The sequence below is a fragment of the Gilliamella sp. B2889 genome (assembly GCF_026536885.1).
Lineage (GTDB): Bacteria > Pseudomonadota > Gammaproteobacteria > Enterobacterales > Orbaceae > Gilliamella > Gilliamella apicola_E.
Map to the genome: position 1 here is coordinate 67,720 of NZ_JAFNNF010000003.1, position 23,246 is coordinate 90,965.

Genomic DNA, 23,246 nt, shown 5'->3' on the forward strand with positions numbered 1-23,246 from the left:
AATTTTATGGTCGCTATAAGTTTAAATAAAACAAATAGATACGTTTAGAGAGTTCCCTGTATACACAGGGATAAACCGCTTACAATTCCTGTGAATTGGGATTATTACAAGAGTTCCCTGTATACACAGGGATAAACCGGAAAGAAAAATGAAAAAATTAAAAGGTACACCGAGTTCCCTGTATACACAGGGATAAACCGGCGAAAGAAACTATGGTCTACAAAGTAGTACCGAGTTCCCTGTATACACAGGGATAAACCGTTACCAAAATAGTAACAAAATCCAAAACAGTAGAGTTCCCTGTATACACAGGGATAAACCGGATATTGTCTTTAACGAGATGGAGGGCGACTTAGAGTTCCCTGTATACACAGGGATAAACCGGCTTGGGTACTTTGATTTTTCATTTGATGATAGAGTTCCCTGTATACACAGGGATAAACCGTGCAAAAGTCCGCAAGCCCCTACGCAAGCCGCGAGTTCCCTGTATACACAGGGATAAACCGCAGGCAGGGAGCTGGGATTATCTTTTGCTGACGAGTTCCCTGTATACACAGGGATAAACCGTTTGCCTCTGGACTCTGCTCCCAATAACACTAGAGTTCCCTGTATACACAGGGATAAACCGGTAAGGGAATGGCGATGAAAACGGATGATTGCGAGTTCCCTGTATACACAGGGATAAACCGCGTTAGATTTCTCTGATTCTGTTGATTCAATGGAGTTCCCTGTATACACAGGGATAAACCGACGGCGTCCAGAAAGATATTAATGTCAATTTTCGAGTTCCCTGTATACACAGGGATAAACCGCACTTTTAATCGATGATGCCGAGTTGACAAAAGAGTTCCCTGTATACACAGGGATAAACCGATGATTTAGTAACACTCTGTAACGCAACAAAAGAGTTCCCTGTATACACAGGGATAAACCGAATTTAGCATAACGGCAGATTATGCGAACTAAGAGTTCCCTGTATACACAGGGATAAACCGGATGTTCCATACTTGCGACTTCATCTCTAATTGAGTTCCCTGTATACACAGGGATAAACCGCGCTAGGCTACGAGAAAACAGCGCTTTATTTAGAGTTCCCTGTATGCACAGGGATAAACTATTATCTATATCATAAAAACTCAATTTATAAAAATTATAGAATTTGAAATTTTCAGAATATCTAGAATTGTTAATGCATTAGGGATCATTTCAATTTTTTATCCATGTTTTCATAGATCTTAATTGGCTTAATGGGGATTAATGTTTTGCCTTTTACTTCAAACTCAGAATTATTACTGGAAACAACTATTATCTGACCTCTTTCTAAGTTAAACTCTAAAAGTGGAAATGGCTCTACAAAACCTAAAGGAGAAAATTCCCTGTCCCTGTTATCCGGAGGGAATTCGTAATAAACTACTTTTTTATTATATACATACACTACAGCATCAGAATGCTCTTGATATTTTCCAAAATCAGGATTTTTATCAGAAAATTCTACTTTCTTAACATTAATATTTTGTTCCCGCATTAATGTAATATAACGTCCGCTAATATTGCCATAGATTAACCATGCTTCATCCCATTTAAAATTAGTATAATCAGATAAGGTTATAGTTTGAGGGTGATTTTCTTCTATATCTTTTAATGCTTTTTCTAAAGGTCTTTCACTGTTGCAACTGGTTAATGTTACTATTGATATGAATGTTATTACTGATAGTATTATTATTTTATTCATTTTTTATTTCTTAATATTCTTTTGCTTTAGGTATGGTCTTAAACCAAGCTATATCTTTTTGTTTAACCTCTAAATTGTTTAAAACAATTTGTTAGCAGTTTATTTCAGTTTTTTATCCATATTTTCATAGATCTTAATTGGCTTAATGGGGATTAATGTTTTGCCTTTTACTTCACACTCAGAATTATTACTTGAAAGAACTATAATTTGTCCTCTTTCTAAATTAAAATCTAAAAGTGAAAATGGCTCGGCAAAACCAAAAATCTCGCCATCCCTATTATCCGGAGGGAATTCGTAATAAACAACTTTTTTATTATATATGTACACTATAGTATTTGAAAATTCCTTCCACATTTTGATGGTATCATCTATTCTTTCCACATTAATATTTTGATCTCTCATGAAGTTTAAATAACTTACACCAACATTTCCATAGATTAACCATGCTTCATCCCATTTAAAATTAGTATAATCAGAGAGTTTTATAATTTTAGGGTGATTTTGTTCTATATATTCGGCTACTTTTTCTAAGGGTGTTTTGTTGCAACTGGTTAATGTTACTATTGACATAAATGCAACTAATAGTAGGAGTATTTTTTTCATTCTTTGGCATTCCGGATTAATTTTGTTTTATATTCTTGTTCAGGTATGGTTGGAAATCCGCCTAATGATTTTATAATCTAAAAACTTTATTTTCTCTAGCAACACAGTGTTAAATACTAATTCATAATACTATGAATTGTTTACTAAACAAATGATAAGTGAGTGAAAAATACCAATCGATATCGCTTTTTTAGAAGGCGATAAATACAAAGTTCATATACTCAATGATTTTCCTATTAATGAACAACATCAAACTATTTTTATTTTGATTTATTTCGATCTTATAAACGAATCGCTAATAAGTAAACAGGATGTTCTACTATGTCGGTATATTAAAAAGTACTCATATTTGATAACTATTAACAAGGTATTTACGATACGAACTAAAATAATTGGTAAAAATAGCGTACAATAGCGCAATGTTTACTCGTTCATCAGCTTAATTAGTTTAGGAAATAAGTATGACAGGCAAATTTATTGTCATCGAAGGTTTGGAAGGCGCCGGTAAAACGACAGCCATACATACTGTTGCGCGTGTTTTGAATCAACATCATATTTGCGATTTGCAATTTACTCGTGAACCGGGTGGTACACCGATTGCTGAAGCATTGCGTAATATTATTAAAAATGGTTTAGATAATGAGCCATTAACTGATAAAGCTGAATTACTTATGTTATATGCTGCGCGTATTCAATTAGTTGATAACGTGATTAAGCCTGCACTGAAAATGGGGAAATGGGTCATTGGTGATCGACATGATTTATCTACTCAAGCTTATCAAGGTGGCGGACGAGAGTTAGACAGAGTTTTTATCGAAACACTACACTCTCAGGTTTTAGGTAATTTTAAACCAGACTTAACGTTGTATTTAGATATTTCACCAGAACTTGGATTGATGAGGGCCAGATCTCGAGGGCAACTTGATCGTATTGAACAACAATCACTACCTTTTTTTGAGCGAATTCGTCAGCGTTATTTAGAGTTAGCTGAAAATGATAACACTATCATTACTATTGATGCATCAAAATCAATTACAGAAGTGACAGCTCAAATTGAAACAACATTAAATTCATGGTTAACAAATTAGGTTTCGATTTTATGATTTTCAACGAATATCCATGGCTTAAATTACCTTTTGAACAGTTAGCAGAAACGATTGTTAATCATCGTGCTCATCATGCTTTGTTAATCAATTATATTCAAGGTAGTGGCGAAGAAGAATTAATCAACTTAATAGCTAATCGATTACTCTGTCAATCTTCAAAACAGTTGGAACCATGCGGTAAATGTCATAGTTGTCAGTTATTTTTATCTCAACATCATCCTGATTATTACCAAATAACAAATGAACAGGGAAAACAATCGATTGGTATTGATCAAATACGGAATATTTCTACAAAAATCTATGAAAAATCCCAACAGGGCGGTAATAAGGTCATCTGGATTAGACATGCTGCTTTTATGACAGAAGCCGCTGCAAATGCATTGCTTAAAACGTTAGAAGAACCTCCAGAAAATACCTATTTTATTTTAAGTGATAACCATAATAGTCAATTTTTACCTACAATTCATAGCCGTTGTTTTTGTTATTTTTTAAAAATACCCAAAATAGAAGAATCTATTAATTGGTTAAAAAAGATACATAATGATTTATACAGTGATAATGAGCTTGCCACTGCTCTGTTATTGAGTGAAAATGCGCCACTAAATGCAGCTCTTCTGTTGCAACCCGAAAATTGGCAACAACGAAAATTATTTTGTGAAAACTTGTTAAATGTCTTGCCACAAAACAATTTTTGGCAATTAGCAAAGACATTTAATCATGAGGAATTTTTTGAGCGTATCACTTGGTTTTGTGCATTGCTAGGTGATGCGTTAAAAGCTAAACAGAAAGTTGGTCGATATATTGTGAATCGTGATCAGGTTCCGTTAGTTAGGCTACTTGCCACAAAAAGTAATGATGAAATTATTTCGCTTTATCAACTGTGGTTAAAGGCAAAAAACTTGTTATCGATAAATGGGTTAAATAGGGAGTTGATTGTCTATAATGTTCTTGCTCAATCACAATTAATTGGGTATCAGAAATAGACTTTATAGAATAATAAAATTTTAGGTCAATAGTAGATTTACATATGAAAGGATTGCAGTGAGTTATTTATCAATTGAGTTTGGTCTAATTTTTGTAGTTCTCTTTGCTATATATTGGGCTTTTAGATTATTACCAAAATTCCAAAATAATTTACTTTTGATTTCAAGTTACCTTGTTGTTGCTAGTTATAGTGTTCAATTTGCTGTTATCCTTTTTAGCTACACTTGCGTGATATATTTCTTTTCAATAATGATTGCAACGTCTAAACAACACGCAAAAATATGGCTGGTTTTAGGATTAAGTGCCGCAATAATCAATTTAGCATTGTTCAAATATTTTGATTTTTTTCGATATGAATTACAGTCATTGCTTAACTATCTAAATTTATCTATATTATTGCCAGCAATAACCATTTTTATTCCAATAGGCATCTCCTTTTATACGTTCCACTCGGTAAGCTATTTAGTTTCGATAAAAAAGAAAGAATTACCTGTTGCTAAATTCTGGGATTTTGCCTTATTTTTATCCTTTTTTCCTTGTATAATTGCGGGTCCAATTAATCGAGCAAAAACATTTATTCCACAAATTGTGGTTAGTCAACCTAGAGAGATTTTAGAACCCTTTCGGGCATTTACGTTAATTATTCTGTCCGTGATAAAAGTTTATTGTTTAGGTGGATTAATTAGCGAAAACTGGATAACTCCGATTTTTTCAAATCCATTAGAATACAGTACTCTTGATTTATTGGTAGGCTTATACGGTTATGCTATACAAATTTACCTGAATTTTTCTGGTTATACCGACCTTGTTACAGGTATTGCTTTATTATTAGGTTTTCGACTTCCTATCAACTTCAACTTTCCTTATTTAGCCTGTAATGTCCGCGAATTTTGGGAACGTTGGCATATTAGTTTATCTCATTGGATCCGCGATTATATTTATATCCCTCTTGGTGGCAATCGTCGTGGTTTTATTCGCACTCAAATTAATGTTATGTCAGCTATGTTATTGTCAGGTTTATGGCATGGAGCTGGGATTAATTTTGTTATTTGGGGTGGATGTCATGGTTTGGGGATTATTGTTCTTAATATATTAGATTGTTATATGGGAAGAAGCTGGATTACTCAACGTTCCCCAATTATTGCTAGATTAATTACTTGGCATTATATCTGTTTTACTTGGTTATTTTTTTATTGTGTAAGCTTACCTGACGCATTAGATTATTTGACGGCTCTAGGTCATAACTTTTTAATTGAGTCACATTATATTGAGGTATTTCTAAGTATATGTGTCATATTTTTGTTATACCCATTATTTAAAAATATTCCTGATTGGTGCTCTTTACAACTTAGCAAAATAAATAGGATTTATTTGCCTATCATTTTTATATTTATATTATGGCTAACTATCTATTTTGCACCATCTGGAGTGCCAAATTTTATTTATGCTAATTTTTGATTATGATGAATAATAAAAATGAAATATAAAAAAACATTATCAAAAAATAGACGAAGAAATAGGCCTCAAAAAAATAGGCAACAAATTGATTTGTTCGAAAATGGCTTACATGAGCAATCAAGAAAGCATAATGCTAAGACTAAAGTATCAGAAGCTGCAATAACTCAAAAAGAATCACTTTCACCTAAATATGTTTTTATTATGCTATTGATTACCGCAATAGCATTAATAGCAATTTATCACAAATCGGTATTAATTTATTGGCAACAAACGTATCATCATGATCTCTTTAATTCAGGAAGTATGACCCAAAAAATGGATCTAGACGATTCTGATGGCCGAGTAGAAGAATATTCGAAAGATGTAGTTATTGATGAAAATAATGTCATTAGATCCATTGATGATGAGTCACATTTAAACCAACCAGTAACAAATGTGTTAGTTATTTCACCATCCGAAATGGTTAATATTAAAAAAGATAAAAAAAGGCAAAAAATTCATGTTCAACCAATATCAATTAAGCAAGAAAATACTAAATTAAGCAAAACTAGGTTTGATGGAACGCCAGCAACTGAACAGATAGATACCGAAGCTAAAGATGAAGCACCTAAAATTCAAAATATTCCATTAATTCATGAGCCCTTACCGATTGTATTAACTCAAAATGACAAAGTATTGTTTGTTGGCGACTCTTTGATGCAAGGCGTTGCACCATATGTTAAAAAAATGTTATTTAAACAATATAAAATAGAAAGTGTGAATCTAAGCAAACAAAGTACTGGACTCGCTTATCCAAAGGCTTTCAATTGGCCAAAAACAATCAATGATAATTTAATTGCCGATCCTTCTATCAAGTTACTTGTTGTTTTTTTAGGACCTAATGATCCTTGGGACTTTCCTGTAAAAGGTTATGCTAAATACGTTAAATTTAAATCTGAGTTGTGGGAAGAACAATACCGTTTACGTATCGCCACAATTTTAAATAGTGCTAGTGAACATAATGTTCAAGTGCTTTGGCTGGCTGCTCCTTGTATGCGCAAACCGCAACTAAATTTAGGGATGGTTTATTTAAATACGCTGTATCAATCTGAAGTAGAAAAGAGACAACAACACTTTTTAACAACCAACCAATTATTAGGTTGTACTTATGAAACATTTAATAGTTTTATTGAATCTAATAAAGATAAAATAAAAGTTAGAGTTGATGATGGAATCCATTTTACACCTATAGGCCAAAAAATTTTAGCTAAAGCAATTATGGATAAAATCATTTTTAAACAATTAGAGGATGACGATAGTGATTAAACTTTTAAAGTATATTATTACTATAGTGACTATCACTGTTTCAGTAGGATGCAGTGTAGCAGAAAGTAAAACTGGTGCACAATCTACTGTTGTTGATTTTGGTGACCCAAATGCAAAGCAATTTGCTCAACGTTTAAATTCCTTAGCTAGAAATAGAAATGTTAACCAAGTCGTTAATATTACACAATTTGGAGATTCGCATTCAGCAGCAGATTTTTTTACTGGTGAGTTTCGAACATTAATGCAACAAAAATATGGTGATGCCGGAATTGGTTGGGTTACACCTGTTGCCATTAAAGGTCAAAACCATACAGCAGTTGGTTGGAAAGTAAAAGATTGGCGTGTAATAAGTAGCCGTACAGTAAGTGACGTAGATTTTCCAATGGGTGGATTTATTGCAAAAGCGACTAACGATTCAGCCACTATACAAATAATACCAAAAAGTTTAGATAACAAAAATTGGCAAGTAAAATTAACCTTCAAAGCATTGAAGAATACCCCTAATTTATTGAGTATTTATGATGCTGACGGTAAAAAAATAAATATAAGTTATTTACCCAAAAGTAGTATTTGGCAAACGGTGTCATTTGTGACTAAAAACCCTTTTACGATTAAAGGAAGCCGTGATGTTGAAATTGGAGGAATTTGGTTAAATCGCTCAAAAAAATCAGGGGTTATTGTATCTTCAATTGCAACTAATGGCGCTAAACAGAGCATATGGCAAAAATGGGGTTCAAGTTGGTTGAAAGAATTATCTGCTTCAAAAAGTGATTTAGTTATTCTTGAATACGGAACAAATGAAAGTTTTGATGAAACTTTAGATGTTAATGATTACCGCAAAAACTTAGTGAATAATATTCGCCAAATTCGTAGAGCATTACCTAATGCAGCCATTTTATTGATGACACCACCAGATACAATGGTTAATGAAAATAAGATCCCTAAATCATTTTCAGCAATTATGAGTATTCAAAAGCAAGTAGCTAAATCTGAAAGGACACTATATTGGAATTGGCAAGCAGCTATGGGGGGAGCTGGTTCAGTTAAAGTTTGGCAAAAACGTGGACTGACTCGACCAGATTTAGTACATCAAACCTTACAAGGCTACAAAGAAAGTGCTAAAATTTTCTATAAAGGTTTTAATGAGTTTATTAAGAAGAAAAGATAGAATATATAATTAAAAAGGAACAAATAAGTTATGTCATCTCCAATCATTGTTGCTGTTGATTTTTCAGATACTAAGTCAGCATGGAACTTTATAGACCAAGTTGATCCAAAAGATTGTCGTCTTAAAATAGGCAAAGAATTATTTACTCATGCAGGTCCTGACTTTATTAGGCAAATAAAACAAAAAGGATTTGATATCTTTTTGGATCTTAAATTCCATGATATTCCTAACACTGTTGCTAAAGCAGTAGCTGCAGCTGCCGATTTAGGTGTTTGGATGACAAATGTTCACGCTAGTGGTGGCGCTCGTATGATGGAAGCTGCAAAAGATGCGCTTTATTCATACGGTAAGGATGCACCAATGTTAATCGCAGTGACTGTATTAACGAGTATGGAGTCTTCTGATCTTAAAGAAATAGGTATTAACGTTTCACCATTAGAGCAAGCAACAAAGCTGGCATTACTGGCAAAGAATTGCGGACTCGATGGAGTTGTATGTTCTGCTAAAGAAGTACAAAGTTTTAGAACTAGACTAGGAAGTGATTTTAAATTAGTTACTCCAGGAATTCGTCCAGCAGGATCAACACCTGATGATCAACGCCGTATTATGACACCTCAACGCGCACAAGCTGCTGGTTCAGATTATTTAGTTATTGGGCGTCCTATTACTCAAGCGGAAGACCCAACCAAAGCATTACATGCTATTTTAACAACACTAGATTTATCAAAGAGTTAATAATTATGTCTGATAACGCTATTGTTTATTCAACTGAACATGGTCGAATTACGCCAAAGCAGGCTGCTAAACCTCGTATTAAAGGCGATGGTTTTATTCGTATTTCACGCCAGACATCAGGGCGTAAAGGTAAAGGAGTTTGTGTTATCGAGGGATTCGATTTAGAGGATTCTCAGTTGATGCAATTAGCAGCTGAGCTGAAAAAGCGTTGTGGTTGCGGTGGTTCAGTTAAAGACGGGAAAATTGAAATTCAAGGCGACAAACGTGAACTATTAAAATCATTATTAGAAGATAAAGGTTTTAAAGTCAAATTTGCTGGCGGTTAATTGTTTAAAAATAAAGTAATAACGCCCTATTAAGAAAAAGGGCGTTGTTATACATAAAAACATTAATTAGAACGGTAACTACGCATTTTTTTGCTGATTTCACGTCTTTCTTTAGAAATTTCAGCATTCTTGATTATATAATCATCAACACGATCATCATAATCACTCTTCATATTAGCAATAATAGCTTGAAGTTCTTCGTAAGTCATATCAGGTTTAATGTAATCACTTAAATTTTCAAGTAATAGCACACGTTTTTGGTTATCACGAATTTTTTTCTCGTTATCTGAAATTTCACGTTTTAATTTATTTAAACGACGTGATAAACGAATATATTCAAGTACATCTTGAAATGATGGTGCGGCTGATTTTTCCTTGTCCATCTATAACCCCTTATTTCTAAAAAATGGAAAACGATTCTGAGTTAATTATATACCAATAATTTTTTAAGGTCATACTAAATATACTTTTATTGAAAAATGTTAAATTTAAATATCAATCAAGCTTGCTGAGTTTTGTTTTAAATCAAATTTTTTGAAGTATGAAATAATAATATTTTTATAAAATTGTCGATAAATTTATCGATTTTCCTTCTAATTGCGATAAAAATAAAAACAACTATTAAGAATTATTGCAAAGTATTATACAATGTGTCGTTAATTGAAAAGAGTACCAAATGAGAGAATCATAATGAGCTGGATTGAAAAAATTCTGAGTAAAAATAATATATCGTCAGATCATAAAAAGGCAAATATTCCAGGTGGTGTTTGGACCAAATGTAGTAATTGTGAGCAGGTTATCTATCAAGCTGAACTTGATCGTAATTTAGAAGTTTGCCCAAAATGCGATCATCACATGCATATTCCTGCCCGAGTTCGCTTATATCGTTTTTTAGATGAAGGTTCTGATGTAGAGATTGGTTCAGAACTTGCTCCTAAAGATATTTTGAGGTTTAAAGATACCAAAAAATATAAAGATCGTTTAACTGTCGCTCAAAAAGAAACGCATGAAAAAGAAGCGATGGTAGTAATGAAAGGCACATTACTGGGCATTCCAGTCGTTGTTGCCTGCTTTGAATTTGCTTTTATTGGTGGTTCAATGTCGTCTGTTGTCGGAGCTTTATTTACGCGAGCTGCAGAACAGGCAATTGAAGATAAATGCCCACTAATCTGTTTTTCTACCAGTGGTGGTGCCCGAATGCAAGAAGCATTATTTTCATTAATGCAAATGGCAAAAACGAGTGCCATCTTAGCAAAAATGCAAGATGAAGGTTTACCCTATATTTCTGTGATGACCGATCCAACAATGGGTGGTGTATCTGCTAGTCTAGCGATGCTAGGTGATATTAATATTGCTGAACCTAAAGCGTTAATTGGTTTTGCGGGGCCTCGAGTAATTCAACAAACAGTTCGTGAAACACTGCCAGAAGGATTCCAACGTAGCGAGTTCTTATTAGAAAAAGGTGCAATTGATATGATTATTGATCGTCGTGATATGCGCCCTAAAATTGCAGGTCTGTTAGCTAAATTAATGAAACTCCCAGTTCCTTTTGATTCTATCGTTAATGATGAGACTATTTAATTAATCATGCGACCTGAAATTCCTGATGCCATGTCTAATCTTGAAACATGGCTTACTTATTTGGAACAATTACATCCAACGACCATTGATTTAGGACTTGAGCGTGTTAGAACAGTTGCAGAGCGTCTAGATCTTTTGCAGCCAGCCCCTTATATTTTTACGGTGGCAGGGACTAATGGCAAAGGAACGACTTGCCGCACGCTTGAGATGATATTACTTGCTGCAAATAAGCATGTTGGAGTTTACAGCTCTCCTCATTTAGTGCGTTTTACTGAAAGGGTTAGAATAAATAATCAAGAGTTAAAAGAGCAAGACACAGTTGATGCCTTTGTTGAAATTGAAAAAGCGAGAGGAAATATTTCCTTAACTTATTTTGAATATGCAACGTTAGCTGCATTATATCAATTTAAACAGGCTCAATTGGATGTAGTTATTCTAGAAGTAGGCTTAGGTGGAAGACTTGATGCCACCAATATTATTGATGCTGATATAGCAATTATTACTACAATCGGTATCGACCATGTAGAATATTTAGGCAATACTCGAGAAAGTATTGGTCGAGAAAAAGCAGGTATTTTTAAACCCAATAGTATTGCTATAGTTGGTGAGCCAGAGATACCATCATCTATTATAGATGTTTCTAAAACGGTGAATTGTCCTATTTATGTAGTTAATAAAGATTGGTCATATCAACAAATTGATGATTCATTATGGCAATTCATTTCACCGTTAAAACAGTATGATCAATTGCCTATTCCCAATGTGCCTTTAGCTAATGCTGCTACTGCAATAGCAGCACTAACTTATTCTTCGCTTTCAATTGACCAGAATCAAATAATCGAGGGTCTTGAAAAAACAAATTTAGTTGGAAGATTTCAAATAATACAGACATCACCAATTGTAATTGTTGATGTTGCACATAATCCTCATGCTGCTAACTATTTAGCTAACCAAATTAAGTTATTGGTAAAGAAACAACCTACTATTGGTAAGATTAGGTTTGTCATTGGTATGTTGAAAGATAAAGATATTAAAAGCACTCTATCTTTATTAAATGCTGATCAATGGTATTGTGCTTCACTTTACGGTGAGCGTGGATGTAATGCTGAGGTATTAAAGCAGTATTTGCAAGATAATAAAGTAGAAAATATAACTACGTTTGAATCAGTTGATAATGCATATCAAAAGGCCATGCAAGATTCAAAAGAAGATGATATTATTGTCGTCTGTGGTTCATTTTATACTGTATCTGCCGTTTTAGATAAATTAGGCAAATGTAATCATGGATACTAATCAAGAGAAAACTACTTCAAATAAAATTAGGAATCAACTAGTTGGTTTTGCTACATTATTGCTAACTATTGCTATAATTGCACCTAATATCATAACAGATAAATCTAATTTACATACGCCTACAATTCCTATTTTACAACCAGAAGTAGTAAATGAACAAAATCAAGTGATTACATCACAAAATGAGTCAACTATTAATGGTGATTCAGGATTTGAACAATCTTATACACCTGATTCTGATCAATATACTAGCTCTTTAGCATCACCTGATAATGATAATAGCGATGCTTCATCTATTTCTGAACAAACAGATAAGCCCTACATGATTCAACTTGGCGCATTGAAAAATAAGAAAAAAATTGAGGAATTAGTGGCATTATTAAGGCTAAACAATTATGACGTTAGAATCATTCCAAGTAATCCAGGACCTAATCAATTAATAAAATTACAGGTCGGTCCTTATGCAAAAAAAGAGCAAGCAGAGCAGTTGCTTAGTAACCTAAACAATTTAACAAAATTAAAAGGTGTTATTGTTACAAATTAAAAATTATTTTACTCTTTAATGAGTACAAACATTAAATAAAAATATTAATATAAAATTGTGAGTTATTATGATGAATTGGGTTGATTATACGATTATTGGTGTGATTATTTTATCTGCACTAATTAGTATTATTAGAGGTTTTGTTAAAGAAGCGTTATCCCTAATAAGTTGGGTTCTGGCTTTTTTTATAGCAAGTCGTTTTTACATGCATATTACTAGTTACTTAACTTATTTTGATAGTGATGTAATTCGTATTGCTGTAGCTATCGCTATTTTATTTATTGCTACACTAATTGTGTGTGCTATTGTTTCTTATATTATTGGGCAATTGGTTCAAAAAACAGGACTATCAGGTACAGATCGCGTATTAGGTATTTGTTTTGGTGTATTAAGGGGGATTTTAGTTGTGGCGGCAGTGCTCTTTTTTGTCGATACTTTCACACCGTTATCCCAATCTCCTGAGTGGGAGCAATCGCAGCTAATTCCGCATTTTCATTTTATTATTCGTTGGTTTTTTGATTTTATACAGCAGTCGTCTTCATTTTTAGTTCAATAACTTTGAGGTAATCATTGTATGTGTGGTGTTGTTGGTATTGTAGGATGCAGTACAGTTAATCAATCTATTTATGACGCTTTAACTGTTTTGCAGCATCGAGGACAAGATGCTGCGGGGATTGTAACTATCGACGAGCAAAATCGTTTTCGCTTACGTAAAGCAAATGGTTTAGTTAAAGATGTATTTCAAGAACATCATATGTTGCGTTTACAAGGTAATTTAGGAATAGGGCATATTCGCTATCCCACTGCGGGCAGCTCAAGCCCTTCAGAAGCGCAACCATTTTATGTCAATTCACCTTATGGTATTGCACTTGCACACAATGGTAATTTAACTAATACCGACCAATTAAGAAATAAAGTATTTGAATTAGCAAGACGCCACATTAATACAAGTTCTGATTCAGAAGTATTACTTAATATTTTTGCTAGCGAACTTGATAAATTCCCTACGTATCCATTAACTGCAGAAAATATTTTTACCGCTATCAATCGGGTACATCAAATCATTAAAGGTGCTTATGCATGTGTTGCAATGATTATTGGACATGGATTAGTCGCATTTCGTGACCCATATGGTATTCGTCCTTTGGTGATAGGTAAAAAAGTGCTTGATAATCAAAAGATAGAATATATGGTTGCATCGGAAAGTGTTGCTTTAGATATTCTCGATTTTGAATTTATGCGTGATGTTGAACCTGGTGAAGCTATCTATATTACTCAAGATGGACAACTTTATTCAAAACAGTGTGCAAATAATCCTCAATATTATCCATGTATTTTTGAATATGTTTATTTTGCCCGCCCTGACTCATTGATGAATGGTGTTTCAGTATATCAATCCCGTATATTAATGGGGCAGAAACTAGGTCAAAAAATTGCTAGAGAATGGAAAGACATTGATATTGATGTAGTAATTCCTATTCCTGAAACATCATGTGATGCCGCGCTTGAAATTGCCAGAATTCTGAATAAACCCTATCGACAAGGATTTGTTAAAAACCGTTATGTTGGACGTACTTTTATCATGCCAGGTCAAGCGGAACGAAAACTTTCAGTAAGAAGAAAGCTAAATGCTAATCGTATTGAATTTGAAGGTAAGAATGTTCTTCTAGTTGATGATTCCATTGTTCGAGGAACGACATCGGAAAAAATACTTGAGATGGTGCGTTCAGTTGGTGCTAAAAAAGTTTATCTTGCTTCGGCAGCGCCTGAAATTAGACATCCTAATGTTTATGGTATTGATATGCCAGTTGCTAGTGAACTTATAGCTTATAACCGCTCTGTTGGTCAAATTGCCAAAGAAATTGGAGCAGATAAATTAATATTTCAAGATCTTTCGGATTTAATTGATTGTATTAAAGAGCAAAATCCTAATATTCATCATCTAGAATGTTCTGTTTTTGATGGAAAATATGTTACTGAAGGAATTGATGATAATTATTTTGATACGCTAGGACATCACAGAGCTGAAAATAAATCAATCACACCAGAATCTGAAAATCTTGAAATTTATAATGAAGGTCAATACTAGTCATTTAATTTTCTAAAATATAACCTAAAGTCATAAATAAGCTTGAAGTGAATAGTTCAAGCTTATTTGCACCCCATAAATTAGCCTCCCTATTTTACAATTAAAATATTATTCTGTTGTTTAATTTCTATTACTAAAAAGTAATATTAAGTTGATTAATTAATAAAAGTCGTAAGTTTTATACAAAAATATAATTAACTAACCGTTTGATTAATAATCAAAAAAATAGTCTTTACAAAAAGATGTCAAAAAAAGTTATAAAACAGTTTTATAAATTACAATTATGTAATAAAATCTTTTCAAATACAGCTGTTTTGTAAAGAAGTTTTAATTTTGACGCGAATAATATCTAGTATAAAAGTCGCATAATGAAAACAACATATTAAATAATAGCAACTTTAATAACAGTATAGCAACGTAAATAAAAACGATGCCTTTTTAAAGTTGGTGAAATATAAGGAATGATTACGGTGAGAAAGAATCTTAATTTAAGAGTTATCTCAGCATTTGTAATGGCTACGTTAAGTTGGAATTATGCTTATGCTGTTGATACTCAGCAACCGTCGAATGTGGTTGATAGCAATAAAATCATTGAATTAAAAAATGGTACTAAAGCTCGAGAAATGATTAATAATCAAAAACGTAGTTTGTACCAAATTGCGTTATTAAGCAATATTTCAATTTCTGAATTACGTGCTATGAATGCAGGTCGTTTCGATAAAAAAGATATGGTTGAAGTCGATGAACGATTAGTTTTACCTGAAAATTCTCCTTTATTACCGGCAATAAATAAAAATAATAAGAAAGATAAATACTCAAATTTACCTTCGCTAGGCTCTGATGATAATTACGATGTAAATAAAGACAAAGATGCACTATCGAGCCAAGTAGCTACTACCTTGCAAACACTTGCAACTCAAGATTGGAAAAATATAACTTCAGCAGATAATGGCGGTATCTCTGGACATTTGAAAAACAAAGGTAAAGATTATGCTGAAAATTATGTCCGTAATGGTATTCATTCACAAGTAGTAGATCCCCTTCGTAGCGCTGCTCAAAATTTTTTAGGGCGTTTTGGTACTGCTCAATTACAGTTTGATTTAAGCGATAAGGGTGAATTCAATAATATTAATGTTAAGTTATTTAGCCCATTGATTGATACGGACAGCACGCTGATTTTTAGTCAGTTATCATTCCAAGAATACGAGCATAATCGTCATATTGGTAACTTTGGTATCGGTCAACGTTGGGATGTAGCTGATAATAAATGGTTATTAGGATATAACGCCTTTCTTGATCATGATTTCCAACGTTCACATAATCGTTTAGGTCTGGGAGCTGAAGCCTGGACTGATTATATGAAGTTTGCTGCTAACTATTATCATCCATTATCTGATTGGAAAGAATCAAGAGACTTTGATGACTATTTAGAACGAGCAGCTAGAGGTTTTGACATTCGCTTTCAGGGCTATTTACCTCAATATCCTCATTTAGGCGGATCACTTATGTATGAACAATACTACGGTGATAAGGTTGCTTTATTTGGTAAGGATAATTTACAAAAAGATCCAAGAGCGATCACTGTTGGATTGGATTATACCCCAGTGCCTTTATTTACCGTTAAAGCTCAGCATAAGCGTGGACAAGATAACAAAAAAGTTACAAGCGCTGAATTAACCATGAATTATCGTATTGGTACACCGTTAAAAGATCAGCTAGATCCGGATATGGTTCAAGCGGCACGCTCTTTAAAAGGCAGTCGGTATGATTTAGTTGATCGTAATAACTATATTGTTCTTGAATATAAAGAAAAGAAAATGACTGTTGATTTAGGTTTAGATTCTCTTCAATTACTTGAAGGTACTACTCATGATCTAGTTATAGGCGTTCATAACGCCAAAGGTATATCAAGTTTAGCTTGGTCCGGCAATATGCAAGATATTGATAATGGTGGTGGTTTCTTATGTTCTGCTGTGGGAGTGTGTACTAGCTCTTCATGGTTAACACCTCCTGCTGATGTTAAGAATTGGAAGATTGTTGCACCTAGTTACATAGACCGAAATGGGAATAGATTGCCAATTAGTACTAATGGTGTGTATAACCTGGCAGTAACGGTTACTGATAGTAAAGGAAATTCAGCAACATCTAATTCAGTTTCATTCGAAGTTCTACCTAATTTAAATATTCGTAAAGTAGGTGTTTGGGCGATTGACATGTTAAGAAATCCAACAACGTCTGTACAAGCTGTTGCTGATGGTACGACTTCAATAACGCTATTAGCAAGTTTGGTTACCCCTGGAACGCCTACTGGAAGTGGAAGCTTTGGGGATGGTTATGATGGTTTTAGTGACCAATCATTGATGTCTAAGGTAGGCAATACATTCAAATCATCAGTAGTTGATTTGTGGACCGCAACCAGTAATGGTACAAAAGTCAATTTAATTGATGGTACTTCCGGAACTGTAAGAAGTTGTCCTACATCAGAACGTTGTGTCATTGTTAAATCTTTTGAAAAAGTTAAAATGAACGATAACATTTCAGCAAATGCTTCTACCGCAGCGGGTATAACAGCTATTGGTGATACTTACACCATCGATGTTGCTTCAAACTTTGATGGAGCAGTTGATTTTTCTATCAAATTAGATGGTTATGGTCAGTCTTTCAACAAAGCTTCGGTTAATTTTGGTGGTGGTAGAGCTGGTTACATTAAAGTCTATCGTAATGATGGAACTTTAGTTGCTAGACAAAATGGAAACGTACTTGATTTTGAACCAGGTATTACTGGATGGTACGTAGGTACTGAATATACCGTAAAAGCTTACGTTGATGATACTGAAACTGTGGAAATTACCAATCCATTTGTTATATGGTCACTTGTTGGTTCAAATAGCTTAGCTTGTCCTGGAAGTGCAATGACAACATTACCGAGTTATGTTGATAATCCTTATGGTCCTTGGTTTAACGTAAGTATGGGGCCGAATGCACCTTACACTATCAGAACGAACATGACTAGTTATGCAACAACAGGTACAAGCATTCCTGCTGTGGCTGGAGCTCCAGGGTATATAAATCTTAATCAGGTAGCAGCATCACCAGTAGCATGTGCTGGAGATCAAGGATTTAAATTACAAGTTTCAGTTAATTAGAGAAAAATTTTAATCATCTTCGAATTATCGAAGGTGATTTAAAAGGCAACACCAAAAAATGGTGTATTCATATAAATATAACATGTTAATTTATTAGAGAAAATAGGAAGTTAAACATGAAAAAATTAGCAATAAAAAAAATTGCATTAAGCTTGTTTTTAGCAGGTTATGCTGCAAGTAGTGCTTATGCAATAAGTCCTGTAACTACAACAAACGCAGTTCAAGGTAGTGCTCCTGTGATGTGGTCTCAAGCTGGAACAGCAGCTCATACTATGACAGTTCGTATCTCAAATAATGCTACTGGTACAACTGCTATTGGTAGTGGTGAAAAAGCTAAAGTTGGTGATTACATCCACATTTTTTATAATTTAAAAGATAGTGATGGGGATCAAGATCCAACATCAGCAAGGAAAGTAGCAGGTACATTAACAGTTTGGATGAAATTGGATCGTGTTAATGGTGCTTGGCAACAAGTAACAGATATCACTGATACCGCTATAGCGTATGAAGCTGATGGTGAAAAAGGTCATATTTCTTTCCAAATTAGTAATTCAATGGCAGGGGCTGAACAAATTGGTTTCCAACTTGAAGAAAGAACGGAATTTGGTAGTCCAGACCATGGTAAATGGTTAAGTGTTGCTGATATTTGGTCTACTGCTAATCCTCCTAAGAAAGATGATACTAAACCAAACGATCCAGGTACGGGCGACGAAGGTCCAGGTGATCCTGATCCAGATAACCCAGTTGGTCCTGTCGAACTTCCAGGGGCTACTGCTTTGGGTATCTTCAAGTATAAGGCTGACGGTTCTGTAGATTTAGCAGTTAACCTTGCTACTACAGGAAATACCGATGAAGCTTCAACTCCAATGTATGGTGATAAATTGGCAGCTATTGTATGGTTGAATAATTCAGGCGGTGCTGTTTCGAATGCCCCTAATTTTACTGGATCTACTCCTGATATGAATAAATCTTCAGCTTATAGCTTTACATGGCATCTAGATGGTACTTATGCGGGAGATGCAGCTCCTGCTGCTGCAATTAACGTTGGATTAGGTAGAGATAATACTCATGGCTATGGAACAATTGAATTAGGAGATATTTCTGCTACAGTTAAACATAACTCAAAATATTCAATGGGCACTAAAGCAGGTCTTCAAGGCTACAAACTTAAAGTTACTGCAAACTAATCATTATTTAATGAAACTAATTAAAACCACTCAACTGAGTGGTTTTTTTATTTAATATTCCGTATGCACTTCTTACAATTAACTTGTTAAAATAAATTAATGTAAGTTAACTTAGCAAATATAATTATGATAATTCCTTGGCAATCTCTTGATTCAACTACATTAAACAATCTAATAGAATACTTTGTTTTACGTGAAGGGACTGATTATGGGGAGGAAGAAAAATCACTAGAAGATAAAGTGAATGATGTAAAACTTCATTTAATTAATGGCTCGGCTGTAATTTTTTGGTCTGAATTACATGAAACATTAGATATTAAATTTATTAAGTAATGATTAAAATCATTTTAGTGAGTATATGATTTATTCTGTAACTTTGTTATAGTGTTACTGTAGTAATTTGAATAGAGAGGAAGGAATAATGATTGGTAAACAGCAATCAGATACAACATTGGAATGGTTTTTATCTCATTGCCATATTCATAAATATCCAGCTAAAAGTACCCTTATTCATCAAGGTGAAAAAGCCGAAACTCTCTATTATATTTTAAAAGGATCTGTAGCGGTATTGATTAAAGATGATGAAGGTAATGAAATGATTTTGTCGTATTTAAACCAAAATCAATTCTTAGGTGAATTAGGTCTTTTTGAAGAAGGTACAGAACGTAGTGCTTGGGTTAAAGCGAAAACAAGTTGTGAAGTGGCCGAAATATCCTATAAAAAATTTAAACAGCTAGTGCAAGTTAACCCAGATATATTAATGCGATTAGCTAGTCAAATGGCAAGCCGGTTACAAGTTACATCAGAAAAAGTCAGTAATCTAGCTTTCTTAGATGTCGCCGGCCGAATTGCACAAACACTATTAAACTTAACTAAACAGCCTGATGCGATGACTCACCCAGATGGTATGCAAATAAAAATAACCCGCCAAGAGATTGGGCAAATTGTCGGTTGTTCACGTGAAACCGTTGGAAGAATTTTAAAAATGCTTGAAGATCAACACCTAATTTCAGCACATGGTAAGACGATAGTTGTTTATGGCACCCGTTGATTTATCGAAATTATCATTAATATGATAGATATATAACGAGATTATACATGACACAATATATTCCCAATCATGTGGCGATTATTATGGATGGTAATGGTCGATGGGCTAAGCAAAGAAATCAATTACGTGCTAAAGGCCATCGAGCTGGTTTAAAAGCGGTGCGTAAAATTGTCACATATGCAGCAAAATTAGATGTAAAAGTGCTTACTTTATATGCTTTTAGTAGTGAAAATTGGAAACGTCCAGCTAATGAAGTTACTGCTTTAATTTCACTGTTTATTTATGCGTTAAATCGCGAAATTAAAAATTTAAATAAAAATAATGTTCGATTAAATATCATTGGTGATATATCAAAATTTAATCAAAATCTTCAAAATCTTATTATTGATGCTCAGCTTTTAACCAAAAATAATACTGGCCTTACCTTGAATATTGCAGCTAATTATGGTGGTCGTTGGGATATTGTTGAATCAGCTAAAAAAATAGCTTCACAAGCATTAGATGGTAAAATAACGCCACAGGATATCAATGAGGAATATTTTGGCTCGATTATTTGTATGAATGATTTACCTGAAGTTGATTTAGTTATTCGCACCGGTGGCGAATACCGAATTAGTAATTTTTTATTATGGCAATGTGCATACGCAGAATTGTATTTTACTGACACATTGTGGCCTGATTTCAATCAGGCATCATTTGATGAAGCGATAAATATTTTTAACACTAGAGAACGGCGTTTTGGTGGCGTTCTAAATGAGGACCTTTCATGCTAATCCAGCGTATTTTAACAGCCATCGTACTTATTCCCCTTGTTATTATTGCACTATTTTTTGCACCTTTATCGATATTTTCTTATTTAATCATTGCTGTTTGTGCATTAGCAGCATGGGAATGGCGTAATTTTTTAGCAGAAAGAACCGAGAAAACAGTTCTTTTGTTTTTAATTGTTTTTTCAATAGTTTTGCTTTACTTCATACCAATTGAGTCAACACTAAAAAGTAAGTTATTTGCTTTAATAATTTGCTTATCAGTTATTTGGTGGTTAACCGCTTTGTTACTAGTTGTAGGTTATCCTAACTCAGCAAAATACTGGTCTAAATCACCATTAATTAAGCTGTTGTTTGCTTTTTTTACCTTAGTACCTTTTTTTATAGGAATGCTTGAATTACGGACTATTAATTACGGTGTTAATAGTTATACGGGGGCTATTTGGTTGCTCTATGTATTTGTGTTAGTATGGGCAACCGATACCGGTGCTTATTTTGCTGGAAGAGCGATTGGTAAACGGAAGTTGGCTGTTAAAGTCTCACCAGGAAAGACGGTAGAAGGTTTTATCGGTGGTGTCAGTTTAGCAATTTTAGTTTGTGTGATCGCTTACTTAACTGGTTATTTTAATATTAATTTTACTCAATTTTTATTTAGCTCTCTATTGGCTGTTTTGGCTTCGGTATTAGGTGACCTGACTGAAAGCATGTTTAAGCGTGAAGCAGGAATTAAAGATAGTGGAAATCTTATCCCAGGGCATGGTGGTATTTTAGATCGTATTGATAGTTTAACCGCGGCAGTTCCTGTATTTACTATATTATCTTTGCATTTATTCTAAAGGGTTACTGATTTTGCTTTGGTCACTGTTGTTATTTATTATTACTATCAGTATATTAGTTACTGTTCATGAGTTTGGGCATTTTTTGGTTGCTCGGCTATGTAAAGTACATGTAGAGTGTTTTTCAATCGGGTTTGGAAAAAAAATATGGTCGCATAGGTTTTCAAATGGAACTGAATTAGTTATCGCTATGATTCCACTTGGCGGATATGTTAGAATGCTCGATAGCAGAACGAGTGAATTATCCCCTAATTTAGAACAACGCGCTTTTGATAAAAAAAGTATTTTGCAACGGGCTGCAATTATTTTTGCAGGACCATTTGCCAATTTTGTTTTAGCTTTAATTATTTATTGGGTTATTTTTTTGACGGGTGTGGTTGATTATCCTGTTAGAATAAAAAGTATTATACCTTCAACTCCAGCTGCATCTATAAATATGCCAGCAGGTGCAGAGTTAAGAATGATTGATAATGCTAAAATAGACTCTTGGAATGACGTAAATGCAGCATTGATTTCTGCTTTAGGTAAAAGCAATATTAAGGTTACCTATAGTACTGATATTGATCAACAAGAAGTTAGTCGAGATGTTAATATTAGTAATTGGTATTTTGATATTGAAAAGGAATCTTCAATCGCAGCATTTGGATTTATACCTAAACAATTGGAAATTTATCCAATTGTGAGTAAAATTGTACCCGATTCAGCAGCGGCTCAAGCTGGTTTAAAAGTAGGTGATAAAATACTTAGTTATAATGATCACCTTTATCAAAATTGGAATGATTTTACTGATACTATAAAAAAGGCTGGAATTTTAAAACTGAAGGTAAGTAGGAACAATAAAGACATCGATCTTACACTTGAGCCAACAAGAAATAGAAATGGAGAAGGTGTTGCAGGTTTCTATCCGACATCTGATGCAGTAATTAAACAATATGATTTTTTTAATGGATTTGATAAAGCGATGAAACAAACAATGTTAACAACCAAGTTAACGGTTCGTTCTCTTTATCAATTAGTAACAGGAGTGATTGGTCTAAAACATTTATCAGGACCAATTACAATAGCAAAAAGCGCAGGGCAAACAGCAAGTTATGGATTTACTCCTTACTTATATTTTCTAGCCTTTATTAGTATAAGTTTAGGAGTTATCAATCTTGTTCCATTACCTATGTTAGATGGCGGGCAGTTGCTTTTTTTATTTTTTGAGAAAATAAAAGGAAATGCCTTATCAAATAAAGCACAAGAGCGTTTTTTTCGTATCGGATTTGTTTTATTAATGGTAATAATGGGAATTGCACTATTTAATGATATTTTACGATTGTAATGGGATGAGGT

Annotated in this window: 22 protein-coding genes and 1 CRISPR repeat array; of the genes, 19 read left to right on the forward strand and 3 right to left on the reverse strand. The window is 33.7% G+C overall.

Features of this window, described 5'->3' with window-relative positions; genetic code table 11:
* Positions 1-49 precede the first annotated feature (49 nt).
* A CRISPR array of direct repeats spans positions 50-1,117; the repeat unit is 29 nt; unit sequence GAGTTCCCTGTATACACAGGGATAAACCG.
* Positions 1,118-1,201: 84 nt separating this feature from the next.
* A complete protein-coding gene (locus J3U09_RS05370; protein ID WP_267357431.1) occupies positions 1,202-1,732 on the reverse strand; it encodes a hypothetical protein in 531 nt (176 codons plus the stop codon).
* Positions 1,733-1,831: 99 nt separating this feature from the next.
* The gene (locus J3U09_RS05375) at positions 1,832-2,302 is read right to left on the reverse strand and encodes a hypothetical protein (protein WP_267357433.1); all 471 of its coding nucleotides are present in this window, start codon (positions 2,300-2,302) and stop codon (positions 1,832-1,834) included.
* A gap of 494 nt (positions 2,303-2,796) precedes the next feature.
* On the opposite strand from J3U09_RS05375, the gene tmk reads away from it, so the two are divergent.
* From tmk to yciH, 7 genes are read left to right on the forward strand one after another with little or no spacing between them, the layout of a single operon-like run.
* Positions 2,797-3,423, forward strand: coding sequence for a dTMP kinase (tmk, locus tag J3U09_RS05380; RefSeq protein ID WP_267357435.1), 627 nt, complete (start codon positions 2,797-2,799; stop codon positions 3,421-3,423).
* 11 nt (positions 3,424-3,434) lie between these two features.
* Positions 3,435-4,424 (forward strand): DNA polymerase III subunit delta', encoded by a 990-nt coding sequence (gene holB, locus J3U09_RS05385; RefSeq protein WP_065562476.1) that lies wholly within the window; start codon positions 3,435-3,437, stop codon positions 4,422-4,424.
* Positions 4,425-4,482: 58 nt separating this feature from the next.
* Positions 4,483-5,883 carry an MBOAT family O-acyltransferase gene (locus tag J3U09_RS05390; protein ID WP_267357437.1) on the forward strand — a complete coding sequence of 467 codons (1,401 nt, stop codon included), beginning with the start codon at positions 4,483-4,485 and terminating at the stop codon, positions 5,881-5,883.
* 18 nt (positions 5,884-5,901) lie between these two features.
* Positions 5,902-7,188 carry a DUF459 domain-containing protein gene (locus J3U09_RS05395; RefSeq protein WP_267357439.1) on the forward strand — a complete coding sequence of 429 codons (1,287 nt, stop codon included), beginning with the start codon at positions 5,902-5,904 and terminating at the stop codon, positions 7,186-7,188.
* Positions 7,181-8,356, forward strand: a complete 1,176-nt coding sequence (locus tag J3U09_RS05400; RefSeq protein WP_267357441.1) for a GDSL-type esterase/lipase family protein — start codon at positions 7,181-7,183, stop codon at positions 8,354-8,356. Before J3U09_RS05395 ends, J3U09_RS05400 begins: the two co-directional genes overlap by 8 nt.
* A 30-nt stretch (positions 8,357-8,386) precedes the next feature.
* On the forward strand, positions 8,387-9,091 hold the full coding sequence (pyrF, locus tag J3U09_RS05405; RefSeq protein WP_065734751.1) for an orotidine-5'-phosphate decarboxylase: 705 nt from the start codon (positions 8,387-8,389) through the stop codon (positions 9,089-9,091).
* A 5-nt stretch (positions 9,092-9,096) separates the two neighbouring features.
* Complete coding sequence (gene yciH, locus J3U09_RS05410) at positions 9,097-9,417, forward strand: stress response translation initiation inhibitor YciH (RefSeq protein ID WP_065562400.1); 321 nt, start codon at positions 9,097-9,099, stop codon at positions 9,415-9,417.
* A 62-nt stretch (positions 9,418-9,479) separates the two neighbouring features.
* Here the strand turns inward: yciH and tmaR are convergent, their stop codons facing one another.
* Positions 9,480-9,800, reverse strand: coding sequence for a PTS system regulator TmaR (tmaR, locus tag J3U09_RS05415; RefSeq protein WP_065562399.1), 321 nt, complete (start codon positions 9,798-9,800; stop codon positions 9,480-9,482).
* Positions 9,801-10,107: 307 nt separating this feature from the next.
* Between tmaR and accD the strand changes: the two genes are divergently transcribed.
* The 12 genes from accD to rseP all read left to right on the forward strand — a co-directional run bounded on the left by accD (position 10,108) and on the right by rseP (position 23,235).
* Positions 10,108-10,998: an acetyl-CoA carboxylase, carboxyltransferase subunit beta gene (gene accD, locus J3U09_RS05420; protein WP_267357443.1), complete on the forward strand. Its 891-nt coding sequence runs from the start codon at positions 10,108-10,110 to the stop codon at positions 10,996-10,998.
* 3 nt (positions 10,999-11,001) lie between these two features.
* Positions 11,002-12,291, forward strand: coding sequence for a bifunctional tetrahydrofolate synthase/dihydrofolate synthase (gene folC / locus J3U09_RS05425; protein WP_416380046.1), 1,290 nt, complete (start codon positions 11,002-11,004; stop codon positions 12,289-12,291).
* The gene (locus J3U09_RS05430; RefSeq protein ID WP_267357447.1) at positions 12,281-12,835 is read left to right on the forward strand and encodes an SPOR domain-containing protein; all 555 of its coding nucleotides are present in this window, start codon (positions 12,281-12,283) and stop codon (positions 12,833-12,835) included. The genes folC and J3U09_RS05430 overlap by 11 nt, the downstream gene beginning before the upstream one ends.
* A 70-nt stretch (positions 12,836-12,905) precedes the next feature.
* Positions 12,906-13,391 carry a CvpA family protein gene (locus tag J3U09_RS05435; RefSeq protein ID WP_065562475.1) on the forward strand — a complete coding sequence of 162 codons (486 nt, stop codon included), beginning with the start codon at positions 12,906-12,908 and terminating at the stop codon, positions 13,389-13,391.
* An 18-nt stretch (positions 13,392-13,409) separates the two neighbouring features.
* The gene (purF, locus tag J3U09_RS05440) at positions 13,410-14,924 is read left to right on the forward strand and encodes an amidophosphoribosyltransferase (RefSeq protein WP_267357448.1); all 1,515 of its coding nucleotides are present in this window, start codon (positions 13,410-13,412) and stop codon (positions 14,922-14,924) included.
* Between the two features lie 470 nt (positions 14,925-15,394).
* Positions 15,395-18,070 carry an inverse autotransporter beta domain-containing protein gene (locus J3U09_RS05445; RefSeq protein WP_267357450.1) on the forward strand — a complete coding sequence of 892 codons (2,676 nt, stop codon included), beginning with the start codon at positions 15,395-15,397 and terminating at the stop codon, positions 18,068-18,070.
* A 116-nt stretch (positions 18,071-18,186) separates the two neighbouring features.
* Positions 18,187-19,257 (forward strand): hypothetical protein, encoded by a 1,071-nt coding sequence (locus tag J3U09_RS05450; RefSeq protein WP_267357452.1) that lies wholly within the window; start codon positions 18,187-18,189, stop codon positions 19,255-19,257.
* A gap of 126 nt (positions 19,258-19,383) precedes the next feature.
* Complete coding sequence (locus tag J3U09_RS05455; protein ID WP_267357454.1) at positions 19,384-19,590, forward strand: YheU family protein; 207 nt, start codon at positions 19,384-19,386, stop codon at positions 19,588-19,590.
* Positions 19,591-19,675: 85 nt separating this feature from the next.
* The gene (gene crp / locus J3U09_RS05460) at positions 19,676-20,308 is read left to right on the forward strand and encodes a cAMP-activated global transcriptional regulator CRP (protein WP_034903327.1); all 633 of its coding nucleotides are present in this window, start codon (positions 19,676-19,678) and stop codon (positions 20,306-20,308) included.
* Between the two features lie 47 nt (positions 20,309-20,355).
* Positions 20,356-21,081 (forward strand): isoprenyl transferase, encoded by a 726-nt coding sequence (locus J3U09_RS05465; protein ID WP_065562391.1) that lies wholly within the window; start codon positions 20,356-20,358, stop codon positions 21,079-21,081.
* Positions 21,075-21,911 (forward strand): phosphatidate cytidylyltransferase, encoded by an 837-nt coding sequence (locus tag J3U09_RS05470; RefSeq protein ID WP_267357456.1) that lies wholly within the window; start codon positions 21,075-21,077, stop codon positions 21,909-21,911. The genes J3U09_RS05465 and J3U09_RS05470 overlap by 7 nt, the downstream gene beginning before the upstream one ends.
* 13 nt (positions 21,912-21,924) lie before the next feature.
* The gene (rseP, locus tag J3U09_RS05475; RefSeq protein WP_267357458.1) at positions 21,925-23,235 is read left to right on the forward strand and encodes an RIP metalloprotease RseP; all 1,311 of its coding nucleotides are present in this window, start codon (positions 21,925-21,927) and stop codon (positions 23,233-23,235) included.
* Positions 23,236-23,246: the final 11 nt, after the last annotated feature.